Source organism: Enterobacter sp. SA197 (assembly GCF_054131575.1).
In genome coordinates this window covers 327719-343020 of the sequence record NZ_CP096393.1, presented here as the reverse complement: position 1 = coordinate 343020, position 15302 = coordinate 327719, and the positions used below count along the sequence as shown (strand labels likewise).

13 protein-coding genes are annotated in these 15302 nt (G+C 54.4%); 6 read left to right on the top strand and 7 right to left on the bottom strand.

The window, feature by feature from the left end:
- Positions 1–85 precede the first annotated feature (85 nt).
- Complete coding sequence (gene malK, locus M1D91_RS01590; RefSeq protein WP_437432171.1) at positions 86–1195, bottom strand: maltose/maltodextrin ABC transporter ATP-binding protein MalK; 1110 nt, start codon at positions 1193–1195, stop codon at positions 86–88.
- A 369-nt stretch (positions 1196–1564) separates the two neighbouring features.
- Here malK and malE point away from each other — a divergent pair, with 369 nt between their 5' ends.
- The 3 genes from malE (at position 1565) to malG (ending at position 5326) form a co-directional block, all read left to right on the top strand.
- Positions 1565–2755, top strand: coding sequence for a maltose/maltodextrin ABC transporter substrate-binding protein MalE (gene malE / locus M1D91_RS01585; protein ID WP_437432172.1), 1191 nt, complete (start codon positions 1565–1567; stop codon positions 2753–2755).
- 121 nt (positions 2756–2876) lie between these two features.
- Positions 2877–4421, top strand: a complete 1545-nt coding sequence (gene malF / locus M1D91_RS01580; RefSeq protein WP_437432173.1) for a maltose ABC transporter permease MalF — start codon at positions 2877–2879, stop codon at positions 4419–4421.
- A gap of 14 nt (positions 4422–4435) precedes the next feature.
- Positions 4436–5326, top strand: coding sequence for a maltose ABC transporter permease MalG (malG, locus tag M1D91_RS01575; protein WP_437432179.1), 891 nt, complete (start codon positions 4436–4438; stop codon positions 5324–5326).
- A 173-nt stretch (positions 5327–5499) separates the two neighbouring features.
- Here malG and psiE read toward each other — a convergent pair whose 3' ends face one another.
- On the bottom strand, positions 5500–5913 hold the full coding sequence (gene psiE / locus M1D91_RS01570; RefSeq protein WP_437432180.1) for a phosphate-starvation-inducible protein PsiE: 414 nt from the start codon (positions 5911–5913) through the stop codon (positions 5500–5502).
- Between the two features lie 195 nt (positions 5914–6108).
- Here psiE and M1D91_RS01565 point away from each other — a divergent pair, with 195 nt between their 5' ends.
- The 3 genes from M1D91_RS01565 (at position 6109) to M1D91_RS01555 (ending at position 8237) form a co-directional block, all read left to right on the top strand.
- Positions 6109–6570 carry a GNAT family N-acetyltransferase gene (locus tag M1D91_RS01565; protein WP_437432181.1) on the top strand — a complete coding sequence of 154 codons (462 nt, stop codon included), beginning with the start codon at positions 6109–6111 and terminating at the stop codon, positions 6568–6570.
- 9 nt (positions 6571–6579) lie between these two features.
- A complete protein-coding gene (locus M1D91_RS01560) occupies positions 6580–7038 on the top strand; it encodes an acyltransferase (RefSeq protein WP_437432174.1) in 459 nt (152 codons plus the stop codon).
- Positions 7039–7277: 239 nt separating this feature from the next.
- Complete coding sequence (locus M1D91_RS01555) at positions 7278–8237, top strand: IS110 family RNA-guided transposase (protein WP_457975816.1); 960 nt, start codon at positions 7278–7280, stop codon at positions 8235–8237.
- Between the two features lie 837 nt (positions 8238–9074).
- Here M1D91_RS01555 and M1D91_RS01550 read toward each other — a convergent pair.
- The 5 genes from M1D91_RS01550 to pgi all read right to left on the bottom strand — a co-directional run bounded on the left by M1D91_RS01550 (position 9075) and on the right by pgi (position 15015).
- Positions 9075–11171: a YjbH domain-containing protein gene (locus M1D91_RS01550; protein ID WP_437434174.1), complete on the bottom strand. Its 2097-nt coding sequence runs from the start codon at positions 11169–11171 to the stop codon at positions 9075–9077.
- Complete coding sequence (locus tag M1D91_RS01545) at positions 11171–11911, bottom strand: capsule biosynthesis GfcC D2 domain-containing protein (RefSeq protein WP_437434173.1); 741 nt, start codon at positions 11909–11911, stop codon at positions 11171–11173. The genes M1D91_RS01550 and M1D91_RS01545 overlap by 1 nt, the downstream gene beginning before the upstream one ends.
- A complete protein-coding gene (locus tag M1D91_RS01540) occupies positions 11908–12546 on the bottom strand; it encodes a YjbF family lipoprotein (protein ID WP_437434172.1) in 639 nt (212 codons plus the stop codon). Before M1D91_RS01540 ends, M1D91_RS01545 begins: the two co-directional genes overlap by 4 nt.
- A 65-nt stretch (positions 12547–12611) precedes the next feature.
- Positions 12612–12854, bottom strand: a complete 243-nt coding sequence (gene yjbE / locus M1D91_RS01535) for an exopolysaccharide production protein YjbE (protein WP_437434171.1) — start codon at positions 12852–12854, stop codon at positions 12612–12614.
- Between the two features lie 514 nt (positions 12855–13368).
- Entirely contained in the window at positions 13369–15015 is a 1647-nt protein-coding gene (gene pgi, locus M1D91_RS01530) for a glucose-6-phosphate isomerase (protein WP_437434170.1), read from the bottom strand.
- Positions 15016–15302 lie beyond the last annotated feature (287 nt).

Genomic DNA, 15302 nt, shown 5'->3' with positions numbered 1-15302 from the left:
CTTTTCTTTGAACGCTTCACCCGTCGGCTGCCTCTTCGTAGGCGGCAGATACGACGCGTTTGGCGTTTTCTTTTAATGGGAAGCCTTAAACGCCCGGCTCTTTATGCAACCGACGACAGGCGGTGCCATCTTCACGGAAAAGATGACAACGCTCCGGTGGCAGACCGATAGCGAATGTGGCCCCCTCTTCTACCAACACCACGTCATTCTGGCGGTAGACCAGGTTCTGACGGATGGCGGGGATCTGGATATGAATTTGCGTTTCGTGGCCGAGTTGTTCGACGACCTGCACCACCCCTTCCAGCGTGACATCCGCGATGTCGCTGGGCAGCAGATGTTCCGGGCGAATACCCAGTGACATATTGCTGCCGACCTGCACGTTGGCACTGTCGACAGGCAGCCAGACCTGCTGGCGGTTTGGCAGTTCCACCTGTACCTGTTCAATGGCGGTAGCGGTCACTTTTACCGGCAGGAAGTTCATTTTTGGCGAGCCGATAAACCCGGCAACAAAGCGGTCAGAGGGGTAGTGATACAACTCAAGCGGCTTACCCACCTGGGCCACGCGCCCGGCGTCCAGCACCACGATTTTGTCGGCCAGCGTCATCGCTTCGACCTGATCGTGGGTAACGTAGATCATGGTGCGCCCAAGGCGCTTATGCAGGCGGGAGATCTCAATGCGCATCTGCACGCGCAGTGCTGCATCAAGGTTAGAAAGGGGTTCATCGAGCAGGAAGACGCGCGGCTCCGCGACCAGGGTACGGCCAATGGCCACACGCTGACGCTGCCCACCGGAAAGTGCTTTTGGTTTACGATCCAACAGATGAGCCAGTTGCAGCACCTCAGAAACCTGCGAGACCTTCTGCTGAATCATCTCTTTTTTGGCGCCAGCCAGTTTCAGGCCAAACGACATATTCTCCGACACCGACAGGTGCGGATAGAGCGCGTAAGACTGGAAGACCATCCCCACGCCACGTTCGGCCGGAGGAACATCGTTCATCCGCACATCGCCAATAAACAGATCGCCGCTGGTGATGGTTTCCAGGCCTGCAATCATACGCAGCAGCGTAGATTTACCGCAGCCCGATGGCCCGACAAACACCACGAATTCGCCTTCATGGATGTCGAGATTAATGTCTTTTGATACGACCACATCGCCCCAGGCTTTCGTCACATTACGCAGCTGTACGTTCGCCATGCCCTCTCCCTTCGTTACAACTTGTCACTTACGGATACATTCAAGATGGGGCTGACTATGGGCCATCCGAAAACGCCGCGAATCCTCCGCCCCCCTGGTTTTTTGTGGGGGAGGAGACGGGAGGATGAGAGGGACGAGGCTGGTCAGGGCGACCAGGGGGTGAGGCAATTTTCGTGACACAGACGGCAAAAAACGGTGTGGTTTTGTGTGCGCTGACACGCATAACGAAAGTTTATGTAACAAAGATCACATATTTGGCCCCAGGGGCGTAGGGGTAAGGAGGATGAGAAGCGCTTGCCAAAAAAGGAGACTACCTGCCGTCAGACCCCTCAACATATCCACGAGCACATCACCTAAAGGACGGGATATATGAAATTCAAAACAGGCGCACGCATCCTCGCATTGTCTGCACTGACGACGATGATGTTCTCCGCTTCTGCCCTCGCAAAAATTGAAGAAGGTAAGCTGGTCATCTGGATCAACGGTGACAAAGGCTACAACGGCCTTGCGGAAGTGGGTAAGAAATTCGAGAAAGACACCGGCATTAAAGTAACCGTTGAGCACCCGGACAAGCTGGAAGAGAAATTCCCGCAGGTTGCGGCTACCGGCGACGGTCCGGATATCATTTTCTGGGCGCATGACCGTTTCGGCGGCTACGCGCAATCTGGCCTGCTGGCAGAAGTCTCCCCAGATAAAGCCTTCCAGGACAAAGTGTTCCCGTTCACCTGGGACGCGGTGCGCTACAACGGCAAGCTGATCGCTTACCCGGTAGCCGTGGAATCGCTCTCGCTGATTTATAACAAAGACCTCGTACCCAATCCGCCAAAAACCTGGGAAGAGATCCCAGCGCTGGATAAGACGCTGAAAGCGAAAGGTAAGAGCGCGCTGATGTTTAACCTGCAGGAGCCGTATTTTACCTGGCCGTTGATTGCCGCTGACGGTGGCTACGCGTTCAAATATACCGACGGTAAGTATGATGTGAAAGATGTGGGCGTGGACAGCACGGGCGCGAAAGCCGGCCTGAGCTTCCTTGTGAAGCTTATCAAAGACAAGCACATGAATGCCGACACCGACTACTCCATCGCCGAAGCTGCGTTTAACAAAGGCGAAACGGCGATGACCATTAATGGTCCGTGGGCATGGGCCAACATCGATAAGAGCAAAGTCAATTACGGCGTTGCACCACTGCCAACTTTCAATGGCAAACCGTCTAAACCCTTTGTGGGCGTGCTGAGTGCCGGTATTAACGCCGCCAGCCCGAACAAAGAGCTGGCAAAAGAGTTCCTCGAAAACTACCTGCTGACCGACCAGGGACTGGATGAAATGAACAAGGATAAACCGCTCGGCGCGGTGGCCCTCAAATCCTTCCAGGATCAGTTAGCGAAAGACCCACGCATTGCGGCCACCATGGACAACGCCCAAAAAGGCGAAATCATGCCGAACATCCCGCAAATGGCTGCCTTCTGGTATGCCACCCGCACGGCGGTGATCAACGCAGTCAGCGGTCGTCAGACCGTGGATGCCGCGCTGAAAGATGCACAGGGTCGTATTACTAAGTAAGACAGGCTGTTACCCCCTCATCACGGCCTTCTCCCTGAAGGGAGAAGGAGAAAACTACCCCCTCTCCCTCAGGGAGAGGGTTGGGGTGAGGGTTGCTTAATTGTTGTAGAGGAAATTTCCCATGGATGTCGTTAAAAAGAAACACTGGTGGCAAAGTAACACGCTGAAGTGGTCCGTCATCGGGCTGCTCGGACTGCTGGTGGGATATCTTGTCGTATTGATGTATGCCCAAGGGGAATACCTTTTTGCCATCACGACGCTGATTTTAAGCTCTCTTGGCCTCTATATTTTCGCCAACCGTAAAGCCTACGCCTGGCGCTATGTCTACCCTGGCCTTGCTGGCATGGGGCTGTTTGTACTGTTTCCGCTGGTTTGTACCATCGCCATTGCGTTTACCAACTACAGTAGCACCCACCAGCTCACCCAGGAGCGTGCTCAACAGGTACTGATGGATCGCTCCTATCAGGCAGGGAAAATTTACAACTTTGCCCTTTATCCCGCAGAGGGAAAATGGCGCCTTGCGTTGACCGACGGGGAAAGCGGCAAAAACTATCTCTCAGACGCTTTTTCTCTTGGCGGCGAGCAGAAAATCACCTTAAAAGAGGCCGACGCCCTGCCCACCGGCGAGCGTGGCACCCTACGTGATGTTACGCAAAACCGTGCCGCCTTAACTCAGCTCACCGCCGTATTGCCGGACAACAGTAATGTGGTCATGAGCTCCCTGCGTCAGTTCTCCGGTACGACACCGCTGTATGCCCTGGAGCAGGATGGCTCGCTGACAAACAAACAGAGCGGCGTAAAATACCGCCCCAATAACAGCCTCGGTTTTTATCAGGCAGTCAATGCGGATAACAGCTGGGGCGACGAAAAGCTCAGTCCGGGTTATACCGTGACCATCGGCTGGGATAACTTCACCCGTGTCTTTACCGATGAAGGCATCCAGAAGCCCTTCTTCGCCATATTCATCTGGACCATTGTCTTCTCGCTGCTGACCGTGGTGCTCACCGTGGCGGTCGGGATGGTGCTGGCCTGCCTGGTACAGTGGGAAGCGCTCAAAGGCAAAGCCGTGTACCGCGTGCTGCTCATTCTGCCCTATGCAGTGCCATCGTTTATCTCCATCCTGATCTTCAAGGGTTTGTTTAACCAGAGCTTTGGTGAGATCAACATGATGCTGAGCGCCCTGTTTGGCATCAAACCCGCCTGGTTCAGCGACCCGACCACCGCGCGATCAATGATCGTCATCGTCAACACCTGGCTCGGCTACCCGTACATGATGATTCTTTGCATGGGCCTGCTGAAAGCCATTCCGGACGATTTGTACGAAGCCTCTGCGATGGACGGAGCCAGCGCATTGCAGAACTTTTTCCGTATCACGTTCCCGCTGCTGATTAAGCCGCTCACGCCGCTCATGATCGCAAGCTTCGCCTTTAACTTTAACAACTTCGTGTTGATTCAGCTGTTGACCAATGGTGGCCCGGACCGCATCGGCACTACCACGCCAGCGGGTTATACCGACCTGTTGGTCAGCTACACCTACCGCATCGCCTTTGAAGGCGGCGGTGGGCAGGATTTTGGCCTTGCCGCCGCCATTGCCACGCTGATTTTCCTGCTGGTGGGTGCGCTTGCCATCATCAATCTGAAAGCCACACGCATGAAATTTGACTAAGGAGGGCGATGAACATGGCTATGGTCCAGGCAAAATCGCAAAAACTAAGATTACTGATTACCCACGTGCTGCTGCTGGCATTTATTGCCGCCATCATGTTCCCGTTACTGATGGTCATCGCCATCTCCCTGCGTGAAGGTAACTTCGCGACAGGCAGTCTCATCCCGGAAACCATCTCCTGGGAGCACTGGAAGCTGGCGCTGGGCTTTAGCGTCGAACACGCTGACGGGCGCGTCACCCCGCCGCCGTTCCCGGTGCTGTTGTGGCTGTGGAACTCTATCAAGATTGCGGTCATTACCGCCATTGGCGTGGTGGCACTCTCCACCACCTGTGCGTATGCCTTTGCCCGTATGCGTTTTCCCGGCAAAGCCACGCTGCTTAAAGGGATGCTAATTTTCCAGATGTTCCCGGCGGTTCTGTCGCTGGTTGCTTTGTATGCCTTGTTTGACCGTCTGGGCCAGTACGTCCCCTTTATCGGACTGAATACGCACGGCGGGGTGATCTTCGCTTATATGGGTGGCATTGCTCTACACGTCTGGACCATCAAAGGCTATTTTGAAACTATCGATAGTTCCCTTGAAGAAGCCGCTGCGCTGGATGGCGCCACACCGTGGCAGGCGTTCCGTCTGGTGCTGTTGCCACTATCGGTGCCTATCCTGGCGGTGGTCTTTATTCTGTCGTTTATCGCGGCCATTACTGAAGTGCCGGTCGCCTCGCTGCTATTACGTGACGTTAACAGCTACACCCTGGCGGTGGGCATGCAGCAGTACCTGAACCCGCAGAACTATCTGTGGGGTGACTTTGCCGCCGCTGCTGTGTTGTCAGCTATCCCCATTACCGCCGTCTTCCTGCTGGCTCAGCGCTGGCTGGTGAACGGCCTGACCGCGGGCGGTGTAAAAGGTTAAGTTTCATCATGATGTGCCACTGTTGTCCTCATTGGAATATTGACCCGTAACTCTGAATAACGCGGGTTGCAGACAGGCGGCAAAAGAGCGCAGCCAACACACTGCAACACGAAGTATGACGAGTTAACTTGTGACTATGATTGTTTATCAGGCGCTCTTCGGAGCGCCCTTTTTTATTCACGTTTCAGGCGCTTAGAGTTACAAAGCCAGAGAGTGATCACCAGCAACAGGATCGCGCCGGAGTAGATCAGCACGTCCATCGGTGATTTATGATCAACAATGATCAACCGCACAATCGCGGTGATCCCAATGTAGATAAAGTAGCGTAACGGGAAGTGAAAACCGGACTGAAAGTACTTCACAATCAGGGCGATAAATTCGAAGTAGAGAAAATAAACCACCAACCCTTCTACCAGCGCATACTTGCTGGCCTGCTCGGGCGCAAACAGGACGTCCGCCAGATGCAGCGTCTCTTTGCCAAGAAAGACAACCAGGATCAGCCCCAGACTCAACAGGCCCATGTTTAACACCGTCTGAAGAACGGTAGAGATGAACTCAACGCGCGGGCGCGTGTTGAGCGATGGCATGGTCATACTGGCACCTCATGTTCAGTGGCGAGCCTCCTGTATAACGCAGAAATGTGATCCAGATCTAGATTTTTTGCTTATATTTTGTGCCGCGCCATGATGACATAGCGCCCTGTACTGATAAGAACAGGGAGAAAAAACAGAGTGCTGACAATCAATAAGGCGCATGTTACTGACGCGCCATTACTGCACGAAATGGGCTGTACAAGTTACCCCTTTCATTTCGCCCATTTGTGGCAGGACAAAGATGAGCTGACGAATTTTCTCGAACAGGAATATTCCCTTCAGGCTCTGCAGGAGAGCTTACAGAACGACAATTGCTGCTGGCTTATCGCCACGAATGCCAGCGAGCCCGTTGGCTTTGCCAAATTCAGCTGGCACCATCCTGTTCATCCGCAAGGCCCCGCTGGCACCCTACTGAATAAACTCTATTTACTGCCGCACGCGACCGGCAAAGGCTATGGCGAGGTGATTTTCAACGATGTTATTCAGCGAGCCAAAGCACACGGCGAAACATTTTTCTGGCTGGAAGTTCTAAGCGCAAATACGCAGGCCCGCCGCTTTTATGAACGCCTGGGATTGATCCATCTACACGATACGGTGTTCAGCAGTCCCTCACAGCAGAGCACAATGCATATTTTGGGAAAATCAATTTAAGGCGTCGCAATGAATCCAAATATACGGCAGGTGGCAATCCGCAACGTGGTGCGTGGCGAGAATGTGGTGATTTACGAACCGGTCAATCTCTACGACTGTGCGCTGGCAGATGAGGTTTTTATCGGGCCTTTTGTGGAGATCCAGGGTCATACCCGTATTGGCAAAGGCAGCAAAATTCAGTCGCACACCTTTATTTGTGAGTACGTGACCATTGGCGAGCGCTGCTTTATCGGCCACGGCGTGATGTTCGCCAACGACATGTTCCGCGACGGAAAACCTGACCCGGACCGGGAAAACTGGGGGCGGATTGTGATAGGCAACGAGGTGTCGATTGGCAGCGGCGCGACTATTCTGGCGGTGAGCATTGCCGATGGCGTGGTGATTGGTGCGGGGAGTGTGGTGACAAAGTCGCTGACCGAGAAAGGGGTGTATGCAGGGAATCCGGCAAGGCTACTGCGGCGGCTGTAGACCCTCACCCCGACCCTTATGTCTTGATCTTCTCCGCTCAGCCGGAGAAGATCCCCGACTGATCATCGGGAGGTGACCGGTGAGCATCCCCTGGCCCTGGTGCCTCTGAGCCCGTGGGAGAGATTATGCCCCGGTCACCTGTTTCCCTGTCGCCTCAAGACCGAACGGTATCCTGTGCCCTGAGCACCCACATATAAGGATGGTCCGGCGATATTGTCATAAGGTTACGGAGTGCCATCATGAATCTTGTTCCTGTCGGCGTGGATATCGCCAAACTCAAATTTGATGTTGCCGTTCTGCTTCCTAATCAGAAATACAAAACTAAAAAATTCGCGAATACCTCTTCCGGGGCGCGCGAGTTCCTGGCCTGGCTGAAGCGCTTTGGCGACTGCCATGTCTGCATGGAAGCCACCGGTTGCTACAGCACTGAACTTGCCACTCTGCTGGCTGATAACGGTTGCAGGGTAAGCCTCGAAAATCCGGCGCGCATCAGCGCTTTTGGCAAGGCTGAACTGACCCGCAATAAGACGGATAAAGGTGATGCTGCGCTGATAGCGCGTTACTGCGCCCTGCATAAGCCATCGGCCTGGTTCCCGGCGCCGTTGTACGAGCGGCAACTGACTGCGCTGGTCCGCCATCTGAAAAATCTGGAAGAGATGCGCCAGATGGAGGAAAACCGGCTGGAAGGGGCTGAAGAGGTCATCCTTGCGTCCCTGACTGAACATATCGCCCAGTTGGATGCGCTGATAGAAGAGACGAAGAAGAAAATCAATCAGCACATCGACGACAACCCGGATCTGAAGCGTGATAAAGCCCTGCTGAAGAGCATTCCGGGCGTGGGAGATATGCTGAGTGCCAGCCTGCTGGCATATGCGGGAAACCTGCGCCGGTTCAGTAGCAGCAAGGCGCTGGTGGCGTATGCAGGACTGAATCCACGGCGCTGTGAATCGGGGTTGTGGAAAGGGAAAAGCCGGATATCGAAGGTGGGGCAGGGAGAGTTACGTAGCGCGTTGTACATGCCTGCCATCGTCGCGGGCAGATATAACGAAGTGGTGAAGAGCCTGATGGGGCGGCTGGCTGAACGAGGAAAATCAGGGAAAGAGCAGGTCTGCGCGGGAATGAGAAAGCTGTTGCAACTGGCTTATGGCGTAGTGAAATCGGGTCGCATATTCGACGCTGAGATACCGCTTGCGGCCTGAACCGCAAGACGGTATCTCTCCCTGAAAGGGAGAGGGAGAAAAAACCACGCTTTTTAGCAGGCTCGATCGCTTCCCTCGTCTCTCTGGGGAGAGGGTCAGGGTGAGGGGAAAAGCGGCTCCATCGCTCCCCTCGCCTCTCTGGGGAGAGGGTCAGGGTGAGGGGAAAAGCGGCTCCATCGCTCCCCTCGCCCCTTTGGGGAGAGGGCCAGGGTGAGGGGAAACATGCGGCTCTTGTGGTCATTCCGTTCACCTTATGTTTCTTGCTTCTCTGTCACGCCAGAACCCGTGAACGTGCCAGGGTGGTTCACCGCCACCACCCTGGCGACCCGGGCTCCCGGCCACGAAAATCGCCGCTTCGCGGTCCACGACGCTTAATCCTTCAGGCTTGTCGGGGACGGGCGGAGGAAACCTCCCTGTAAAGCCGCCCTCGCCGCGCATCCCTGCGCGGCGCCCCGGCCTTGCGGATACGCGTCGTCGATTTTCAGCCGGACCCTGTCATCGCGGTGACTGTTTTATTCCCATGACGCAATGTTATCGCTGTAAAACGTAATATTAGTGAGGGCACTTCAATTAAAAGAAAGAGGGAGAAAAGTCCACACCTTTTAGCAGGCTCCATCGCTCCCCTCGTCTCTTTGGGGAGAGGGCCAGGGTGAGGGGGAAAGCGGCTCGATCGCTCCCCTCGCCCCTTTGGGGAGAGGGCCAGGGTGAGGGGGAAAGCGGCTCGATCGATCCCCTCGCCCCTTTGGAAAGAGGGCCAGGGTGAGGGGGGAAAGCGGCTCCATCGCTCCCCTCGTCTCTCTGGGGAGAGGGCCAGGGTGAGGGGACGCGAACGCCAAATTACCTGAAATTCATACTCTTATCGCTGGTAATCCCATAAAGATCGAATTTACGTCCCAGCTGCTGCCCGCCATCACGCGTCAGTGGCGTCCAGCCAACGGCCGCACGACTGCGGGTCGCGCCGGTGGAGAAGAGATCCAACGGAATGGAGACATATACGCCTTTGGTAAAGTCCCCTTCACCATACTCATCCGGCGAAACGTTGGTGATAGTGGCATAGGCTCCCACCACCACACCGCTGTCGAAGTGTTTCGCCACCTCCAGTGTGCCGCCCTTATCACCCGCCAGATACTGCCCAACGCTGGCTTTGATCAGCACATCCTGGGCAAACGGTGGCGTCCAGTAGGCCGTTAAGTGCCCGGTCTTCACGCTGTAATCGGTGAATTTCATGAGATCCTGCGCGCTGCGCCAGTCACGCTGCTTCACGTAGTTGGCATCCACACCAAACGCCCAGTTGCTGTCCACCGGACGCCAGAGCACCTCAGCCCCCGCGCCGCCGTACATGGTTTCCAGATAGCCGGCGTACACCTGGCCATAGAAATTATTATCCAGATACTGGAAGTAGTTGGCCTGCAGGTTATTCACATACACATCGTTCTGCACATATTCACGTACGCGGGTACGCACACGCGGCAGTTGTGAATCCTTCGGTGGGTTGGTGTAGTTGAATTTGTCGTAGTTGTTATCAAGGTTAGCGAACAGACTGCCGGTCGTCAGCAGGTGATCGGTGAGCCACCAGTCGGCGGTCGCCATCACCCCAAGCTGATACATATAGAACCCTTCCGGGCCACCAATCGACTGATTGAGCACCGGGTCGATATGGAAATCAAAGCTCGACTTTTCGATATACCAGCCCTGCTCGGTAGATTCCGGCACTATCGGGGTGACGCGTTTTTGCACCAGCGTCGTCTCCTGCCCCAGCGGCTCCCCCTCCAGATGGCGCTGCAGACTGGCAACGTCCGTCTCGGTGGTCACCTGCGGCAGGTTAAGGCGGTTTTCCGTCACCCGAATGGTGCGAATACCTTCCGGCAGGTCGTTCATCACGATGCGATTAGCGCGTTCGATACCTTCCTGCGAGTTGCGGTATTTTACCTGCTCGCCCGTCACGTACAACGTATCGCCTTTCACCTGAATTTTCGGATCGGCCAGACCCGCATTGTATTTCAGCAAGGTCAGCTGATTGGCGACAACAGAGTGCTGAATGATGGCATCCTGCGGTTGCGGGCGGTACTGCGGTCGGGCGTTATCATTGTAGGCGGGACGCAGGTCATTGAAGTTATTGCGTAACGTGAAGCCAAACATCCAGGTGTTACCACGTTCATAGCTGAGATTGACGTCAGCCCAATCCGCCACCCGGTAAATGGCACCGACGTTAAACTTGCTCTTTTGCGGCAGGCTACCGGCAAAGTCCTGCTGATAGTTGTTGCCTTCATATTCCAGCTTAAGCCGCAGGGGCTGCCAGGGTGTCTGGTACTCTACCCCGCCAAACAGCGACGCGGGACCGTGGAACATCTGGCTGGCATCCACCGAGCCTGCCTGGTTATAACTGTTATCGCGGTAGCAATATTTCTCTTCATACGAACAGAGGGGGTTTTTGATATTCCCGGCCGTACCGAGATAGCCCCATCCCAGGCCAAGGGAGAAGTCGAACGGCCCCCAGGCCTTGTTTGCCACCACATATTCGCCATCAAACAGCCCCGTTCCGCCGATATCACGTGCGCCTACGGCAACCTGCGGCATCCAGTACCCCTCTTCCCACAGGCGTAATTTCAGATCGAAGGCCTTATCTTTATAGGACTGGTCGCCAGAGAAGGCATCCACACTGCTGTAGCGACGGGTACGCACATCGGTGTAACGCAGCGTGGTTTCAAGCCACGGGAAAAGCTGTATTGAGCCGGAGTAATAGCGATACTGATCGTTATCGCGATAGTTGAGACTGATCTCCCCTTCCCGGGCCATACGCGCCGTGGGGGTTTGCAGCAGACCCACCCCACCGAAGTCAGACTGCGACGGGCCAATGGGTGCCGGGTAACTTTCTGCGTGGCAGGCGGCGCTAATCCCCAGCGCCAGCACACTGATGACAAAGGATTTTTTCATTATTGTTCCGGTATCCTGTGCGTCAGAGAATGAAGAATGTCCGCGTTCAGCGTTTCATAACGGTCGCCCCATAACGCCGGGGAAAAGCCGACAAAAATGGTGCTGCCGGGCATTGGCTCGACGTGGCGTCGGTTCCAGTAGGCCACCGGTACTTTTTTGGTGCGGCCGTTGGGGTAAATCAACCAGGCATCGTTTTTATCCGCGCCGCTCAGCAAATGCATCTCGTCAAGATAACTCACGACGTCACGTCCCGGCGTGAACGCTTTTTTTCCTGGGCTACTGACGAGGCCAAAAATGGTAATGGTGTCAGGACGGGGGCCGACCCACAGGCTGTAATGCCCTTCTAAAGGCGGGTTTGCGCCAGCTCTTACCCGAACGACGTCCGGGTCGAGGTTAACCTGCTGGCGACCTGTGATTTTCAGCGCCGCAACCTGATGACTCAGCGCATTCACCGCCGCTGCATCATCACCGCTCTCTTCCGCCGCCAGGCTGCGTAACCGACCCAGCAGGGCCTGCTGGCGTTCGGTTGCTACAGCCGTAGCCTGACGCTCGCTAATGACGGCGCCAGGCCACCAGCTTTGCGCCAGTCGCGGCTGGCCGACCACATCTATCAGATGGGCGGCGTCGGTCAGGGTTCTGGGTTTAGTGTCGCCTGCGGTGTGTACCTCAATGGTACCCGCGGCCAGCGCCAGGGGAGCGCAAAGGGTCATGATCAGCGCTGCATAAATTCGTATCTTCATGATTTCGGCGCCTTAATCAGCGTAGTTTTTACCGGGAACCAGTCCGCTCCCAGGTACTGTTCCGACTGGCGGATGAGGCCGTTCTCATCCACCCAGTAGCGGTTACGCCAGCTTTTTTTATCTGTGGTCACCTCTTCATCCAGGATCCGCACGGGCGTCTCGTCACTACCAAGGGTTACCGTGTCGGTACCGTTCCAGCGAAAGATGGAACGCGCCGTGGCGTAGCGCACCTGATTGTGTTCGGTCCAGCCCATCGTGCGGGTCCAGCTCGCCCCGTCGGTAATCAGGCCTGGGTTAGCCAGCGGGTCTGCCGCCAGATTGTTCACCTCAAGCAGGTTATTTTCACCCAGCCGGGTTTTAACGATGCGGTAATGCTGAGTGACAACCAGCGACTGGTCCTGTGTCGCCCACTTCTGCTGACCATTCTCGTCAAAGGCAAGCACCACAAAGAGTTGCGGCCCGCCATTAAGCTGCATGTACTGGCTGGCGTAAGGCATGCTGGCAATGTCTTCATCGGTCAGATGGACGCCGGGCGTGCCGAAAACGCTATCCCACAGCGAATTCCCCAGCCCTTTGGTGGTGGCAGAACAGGCCTGAATAAGCAGGCAAATCAGAATAATTGCGGGTCGCTTCACGACTCTTCTCCAGGGGAGTGACGAAATAACCACACCGAAGTGTGGTTATGATTAAGTACTCGCGATTACTGAGTACTGGTGGTCGTAGTGGTTGTGGTTCCGGTATTGGAACCATCACCGCCACCGGTTGCCGCCAGGGCAACACCCACCGCAGAACTTACGGTGCTGACGCTGGTCGCAGACGAACTTCCCGCTGAGACAGACGTCGCTGCCGAGCCTGCTGCTTCACCGACCTGAATCGGTGCCGCAAACGCAGACGTCGCCGCAAGCGCGGTTATGGCAAAAATGCCAAACAGTGCCTTTTTCATATCAATTTCCCTTCATTGAATGAATGGAGATTTACCCTAAATAATTCGAGTTGCAGGAAGGCGGCAAGTGAGAAAATCCCCGGGAGCTTACTGGTGTAAGTGACCGGGGTGAACGAATGCAGCCAACACACATGCAACCTGAAGTACGACGGGTATGTGCCTGAAATAATCAGGCGAGTACGAGTATACACAACTAAAGCAGGCTATTAATCGAATGGGAAACGTAGCGGGAAGTTTTAAGAAAATTGGATAAAAGAGATATATAAAAATTATATATTTAATTTAAAACCTTTATATTTCATATTGTTAAAATTACTCACCCAGTTGGGAAGTATAGGTAACATCTGAAAATAACGCCTGGACATTAAACGGTTATTCTTGCTTTTCAGAATAACCTCAGAGCGCGGAATTAGGTATTAATAGTGGGAAGAAGATTTATCCGATAAAAAAAGCCGACGCAATGTCGGCATTTTTTTATAGCATATCCGGCGCATCGCTAAGGATGCAAAAAAAATTAACGCCAGGCTTTATACAGATTAATAAGCCCATTGGTGGAACTGTCGTGGCTACTGATTTCTTTATCGTCGCCCAGTTCCGGCAGAATGCGGTTCGCCAGCTGTTTACCCAGCTCCACACCCCACTGATCGAAGGTGAAGATATTCAGGATCGCCCCCTGGGTGAAGATTTTGTGCTCATACAGCGCAATCAGTGCGCCCAGGCTGAACGGCGTGATTTCACGCAGCAGGATAGAGTTCGTCGGGCGGTTGCCCTCAAAGACTTTAAACGGCACAACGTGTTCCAGCGTCTTCGGATCTTTACCCTGGTCAGCATATTCCTGCTCAACAACATCGCGGGACTTACCAAACGCCAGCGCTTCGGTCTGAGCGAAGAAGTTGGAGAGCAATTTCTGATGGTGGTCAGAGAGCGCATTGTGAGTAATGGCCGGAGCAATGAAATCGCAGGGTACCATTTTGGTGCCCTGGTGAATCAGCTGGTAAAACGCGTGCTGGCCGTTGGTCCCTGGCTCACCCCAGATAATGGGGCCGGTCTGGTAATCCACGGCGTTGCCGTTGCGGTCAACGTATTTACCGTTGGATTCCATGTTGCCCTGCTGGAAGTAAGCGGCAAAGCGGTGCATATACTGGTCATACGGCAGAATCGCTTCGGTTTCAGCACCGAAGAAGTTGTTGTACCAGATACCGATGAGCGCCAGCAGAACCGGCAGGTTTTGCTCAGGTGCGGTGGTGGAGAAGTGTTTGTCCATCGCATGCGCGCCAGAAAGCAGTTCAACAAAGTTGTCGAAACCCACGGACAGAATGATAGACAGGCCAATCGCCGACCACAGCGAATAACGACCCCCAACCCAGTCCCAGAACTCGAACATGTTTGCCGTGTCGATACCGAATTCACCAACCGCTTTACCATTGGTGGAAAGCGCGGCGAAGTGTTTCGCTACGTGCTTATCATCACCGGCGGTTTTCAGGAACCAGTCGCGGGCGCTGTGGGCGTTGGTCATGGTTTCCTGCGTCGTAAAGGTTTTGGAAGCCACGAGGAACAGCGTGGTTTCCGGCTCCACTTTTTTCAGGACTTCAGCGATATGCGTGCCATCAACGTTAGAAACGAAGTGCATGTTGAGATGGTTTTTATACGGGCGCAGTGCTTCGGTCACCATGAACGGGCCAAGGTCAGAACCACCGATACCGATATTCACCACGTCAGTAATGGCTTTGCCGGTATAGCCTTTCCAGCTACCGGAAATGATGGCTTCCGAGAAGGTTTTCATCTTCTCCAGTACGGCATTCACTTCTGGCATGACATCTTTGCCATCAACCATAATCGGCGTGTTGCTACGGTTACGCAGCGCCACGTGCAGCACGGCACGGTCTTCGGTACGGTTGATTTTCTCGCCGGAGAACATGGACTTAATCGCCCCTGCCAGTTCGGTCTCTTTCGCGAGATTTTGCAGCAGGGCCAGGGTCTCGTCGGTAATGCGGTTTTTGGAAAAATCCACCAGCATCACATCATCAAATTTTGCGGAAAACTTAGCAAAACGGTCGCTATCTTTCGCGAAGAGATCCGCGAGGGTAACGTCCTTCATGTCAGCGTAGTGTTTCTGTAATGCCTGCCAGGCAGAAGTCTGCGTTGGGTTGATATTTTTCATAGCAATACTCTTCTGATTTGAGAATTGTGACTGCGGTCGATTGTAGCGCCTGCGAACAAAAATTGTGATGGTTTTTGTTTTCCACTCCCGGACGCCGCGGCAAAACGGGCGAAATAAAGCAATAAATTAGCCCAACATAAGCCCTTTTTCTAATCGATTCCTCTGCATGAAAAATCCGCATAATCACAACATTGACAGGGATGCCGCGAGCCTTTATTTCTATATGCGCTACCCGCCTACAGGCGAGTTTGTGTATTACCAGAGCATTTCTCGCTACAGAGAGTGTG

Coding starts and splice junctions, on each gene's coding strand:
- malK (WP_437432171.1), bottom strand. CDS start 1,195: ATGGCGAACGTACAGCTGCGTAATGTGACGAAAGCCTGGGGCGATGTG.
- malE (WP_437432172.1), top strand. CDS start 1,565: ATGAAATTCAAAACAGGCGCACGCATCCTCGCATTGTCTGCACTGACG.
- malF (WP_437432173.1), top strand. CDS start 2,877: ATGGATGTCGTTAAAAAGAAACACTGGTGGCAAAGTAACACGCTGAAG.
- malG (WP_437432179.1), top strand. CDS start 4,436: ATGGCTATGGTCCAGGCAAAATCGCAAAAACTAAGATTACTGATTACC.
- psiE (WP_437432180.1), bottom strand. CDS start 5,913: ATGCCATCGCTCAACACGCGCCCGCGCGTTGAGTTCATCTCTACCGTT.
- M1D91_RS01565 (WP_437432181.1), top strand. CDS start 6,109: ATGGGCTGTACAAGTTACCCCTTTCATTTCGCCCATTTGTGGCAGGAC.
- M1D91_RS01560 (WP_437432174.1), top strand. CDS start 6,580: ATGAATCCAAATATACGGCAGGTGGCAATCCGCAACGTGGTGCGTGGC.
- M1D91_RS01555 (WP_457975816.1), top strand. CDS start 7,278: ATGAATCTTGTTCCTGTCGGCGTGGATATCGCCAAACTCAAATTTGAT.
- M1D91_RS01550 (WP_437434174.1), bottom strand. CDS start 11,171: ATGAAAAAATCCTTTGTCATCAGTGTGCTGGCGCTGGGGATTAGCGCC.
- M1D91_RS01545 (WP_437434173.1), bottom strand. CDS start 11,911: ATGAAGATACGAATTTATGCAGCGCTGATCATGACCCTTTGCGCTCCC.
- yjbE (WP_437434171.1), bottom strand. CDS start 12,854: ATGAAAAAGGCACTGTTTGGCATTTTTGCCATAACCGCGCTTGCGGCG.
- pgi (WP_437434170.1), bottom strand. CDS start 15,015: ATGAAAAATATCAACCCAACGCAGACTTCTGCCTGGCAGGCATTACAG.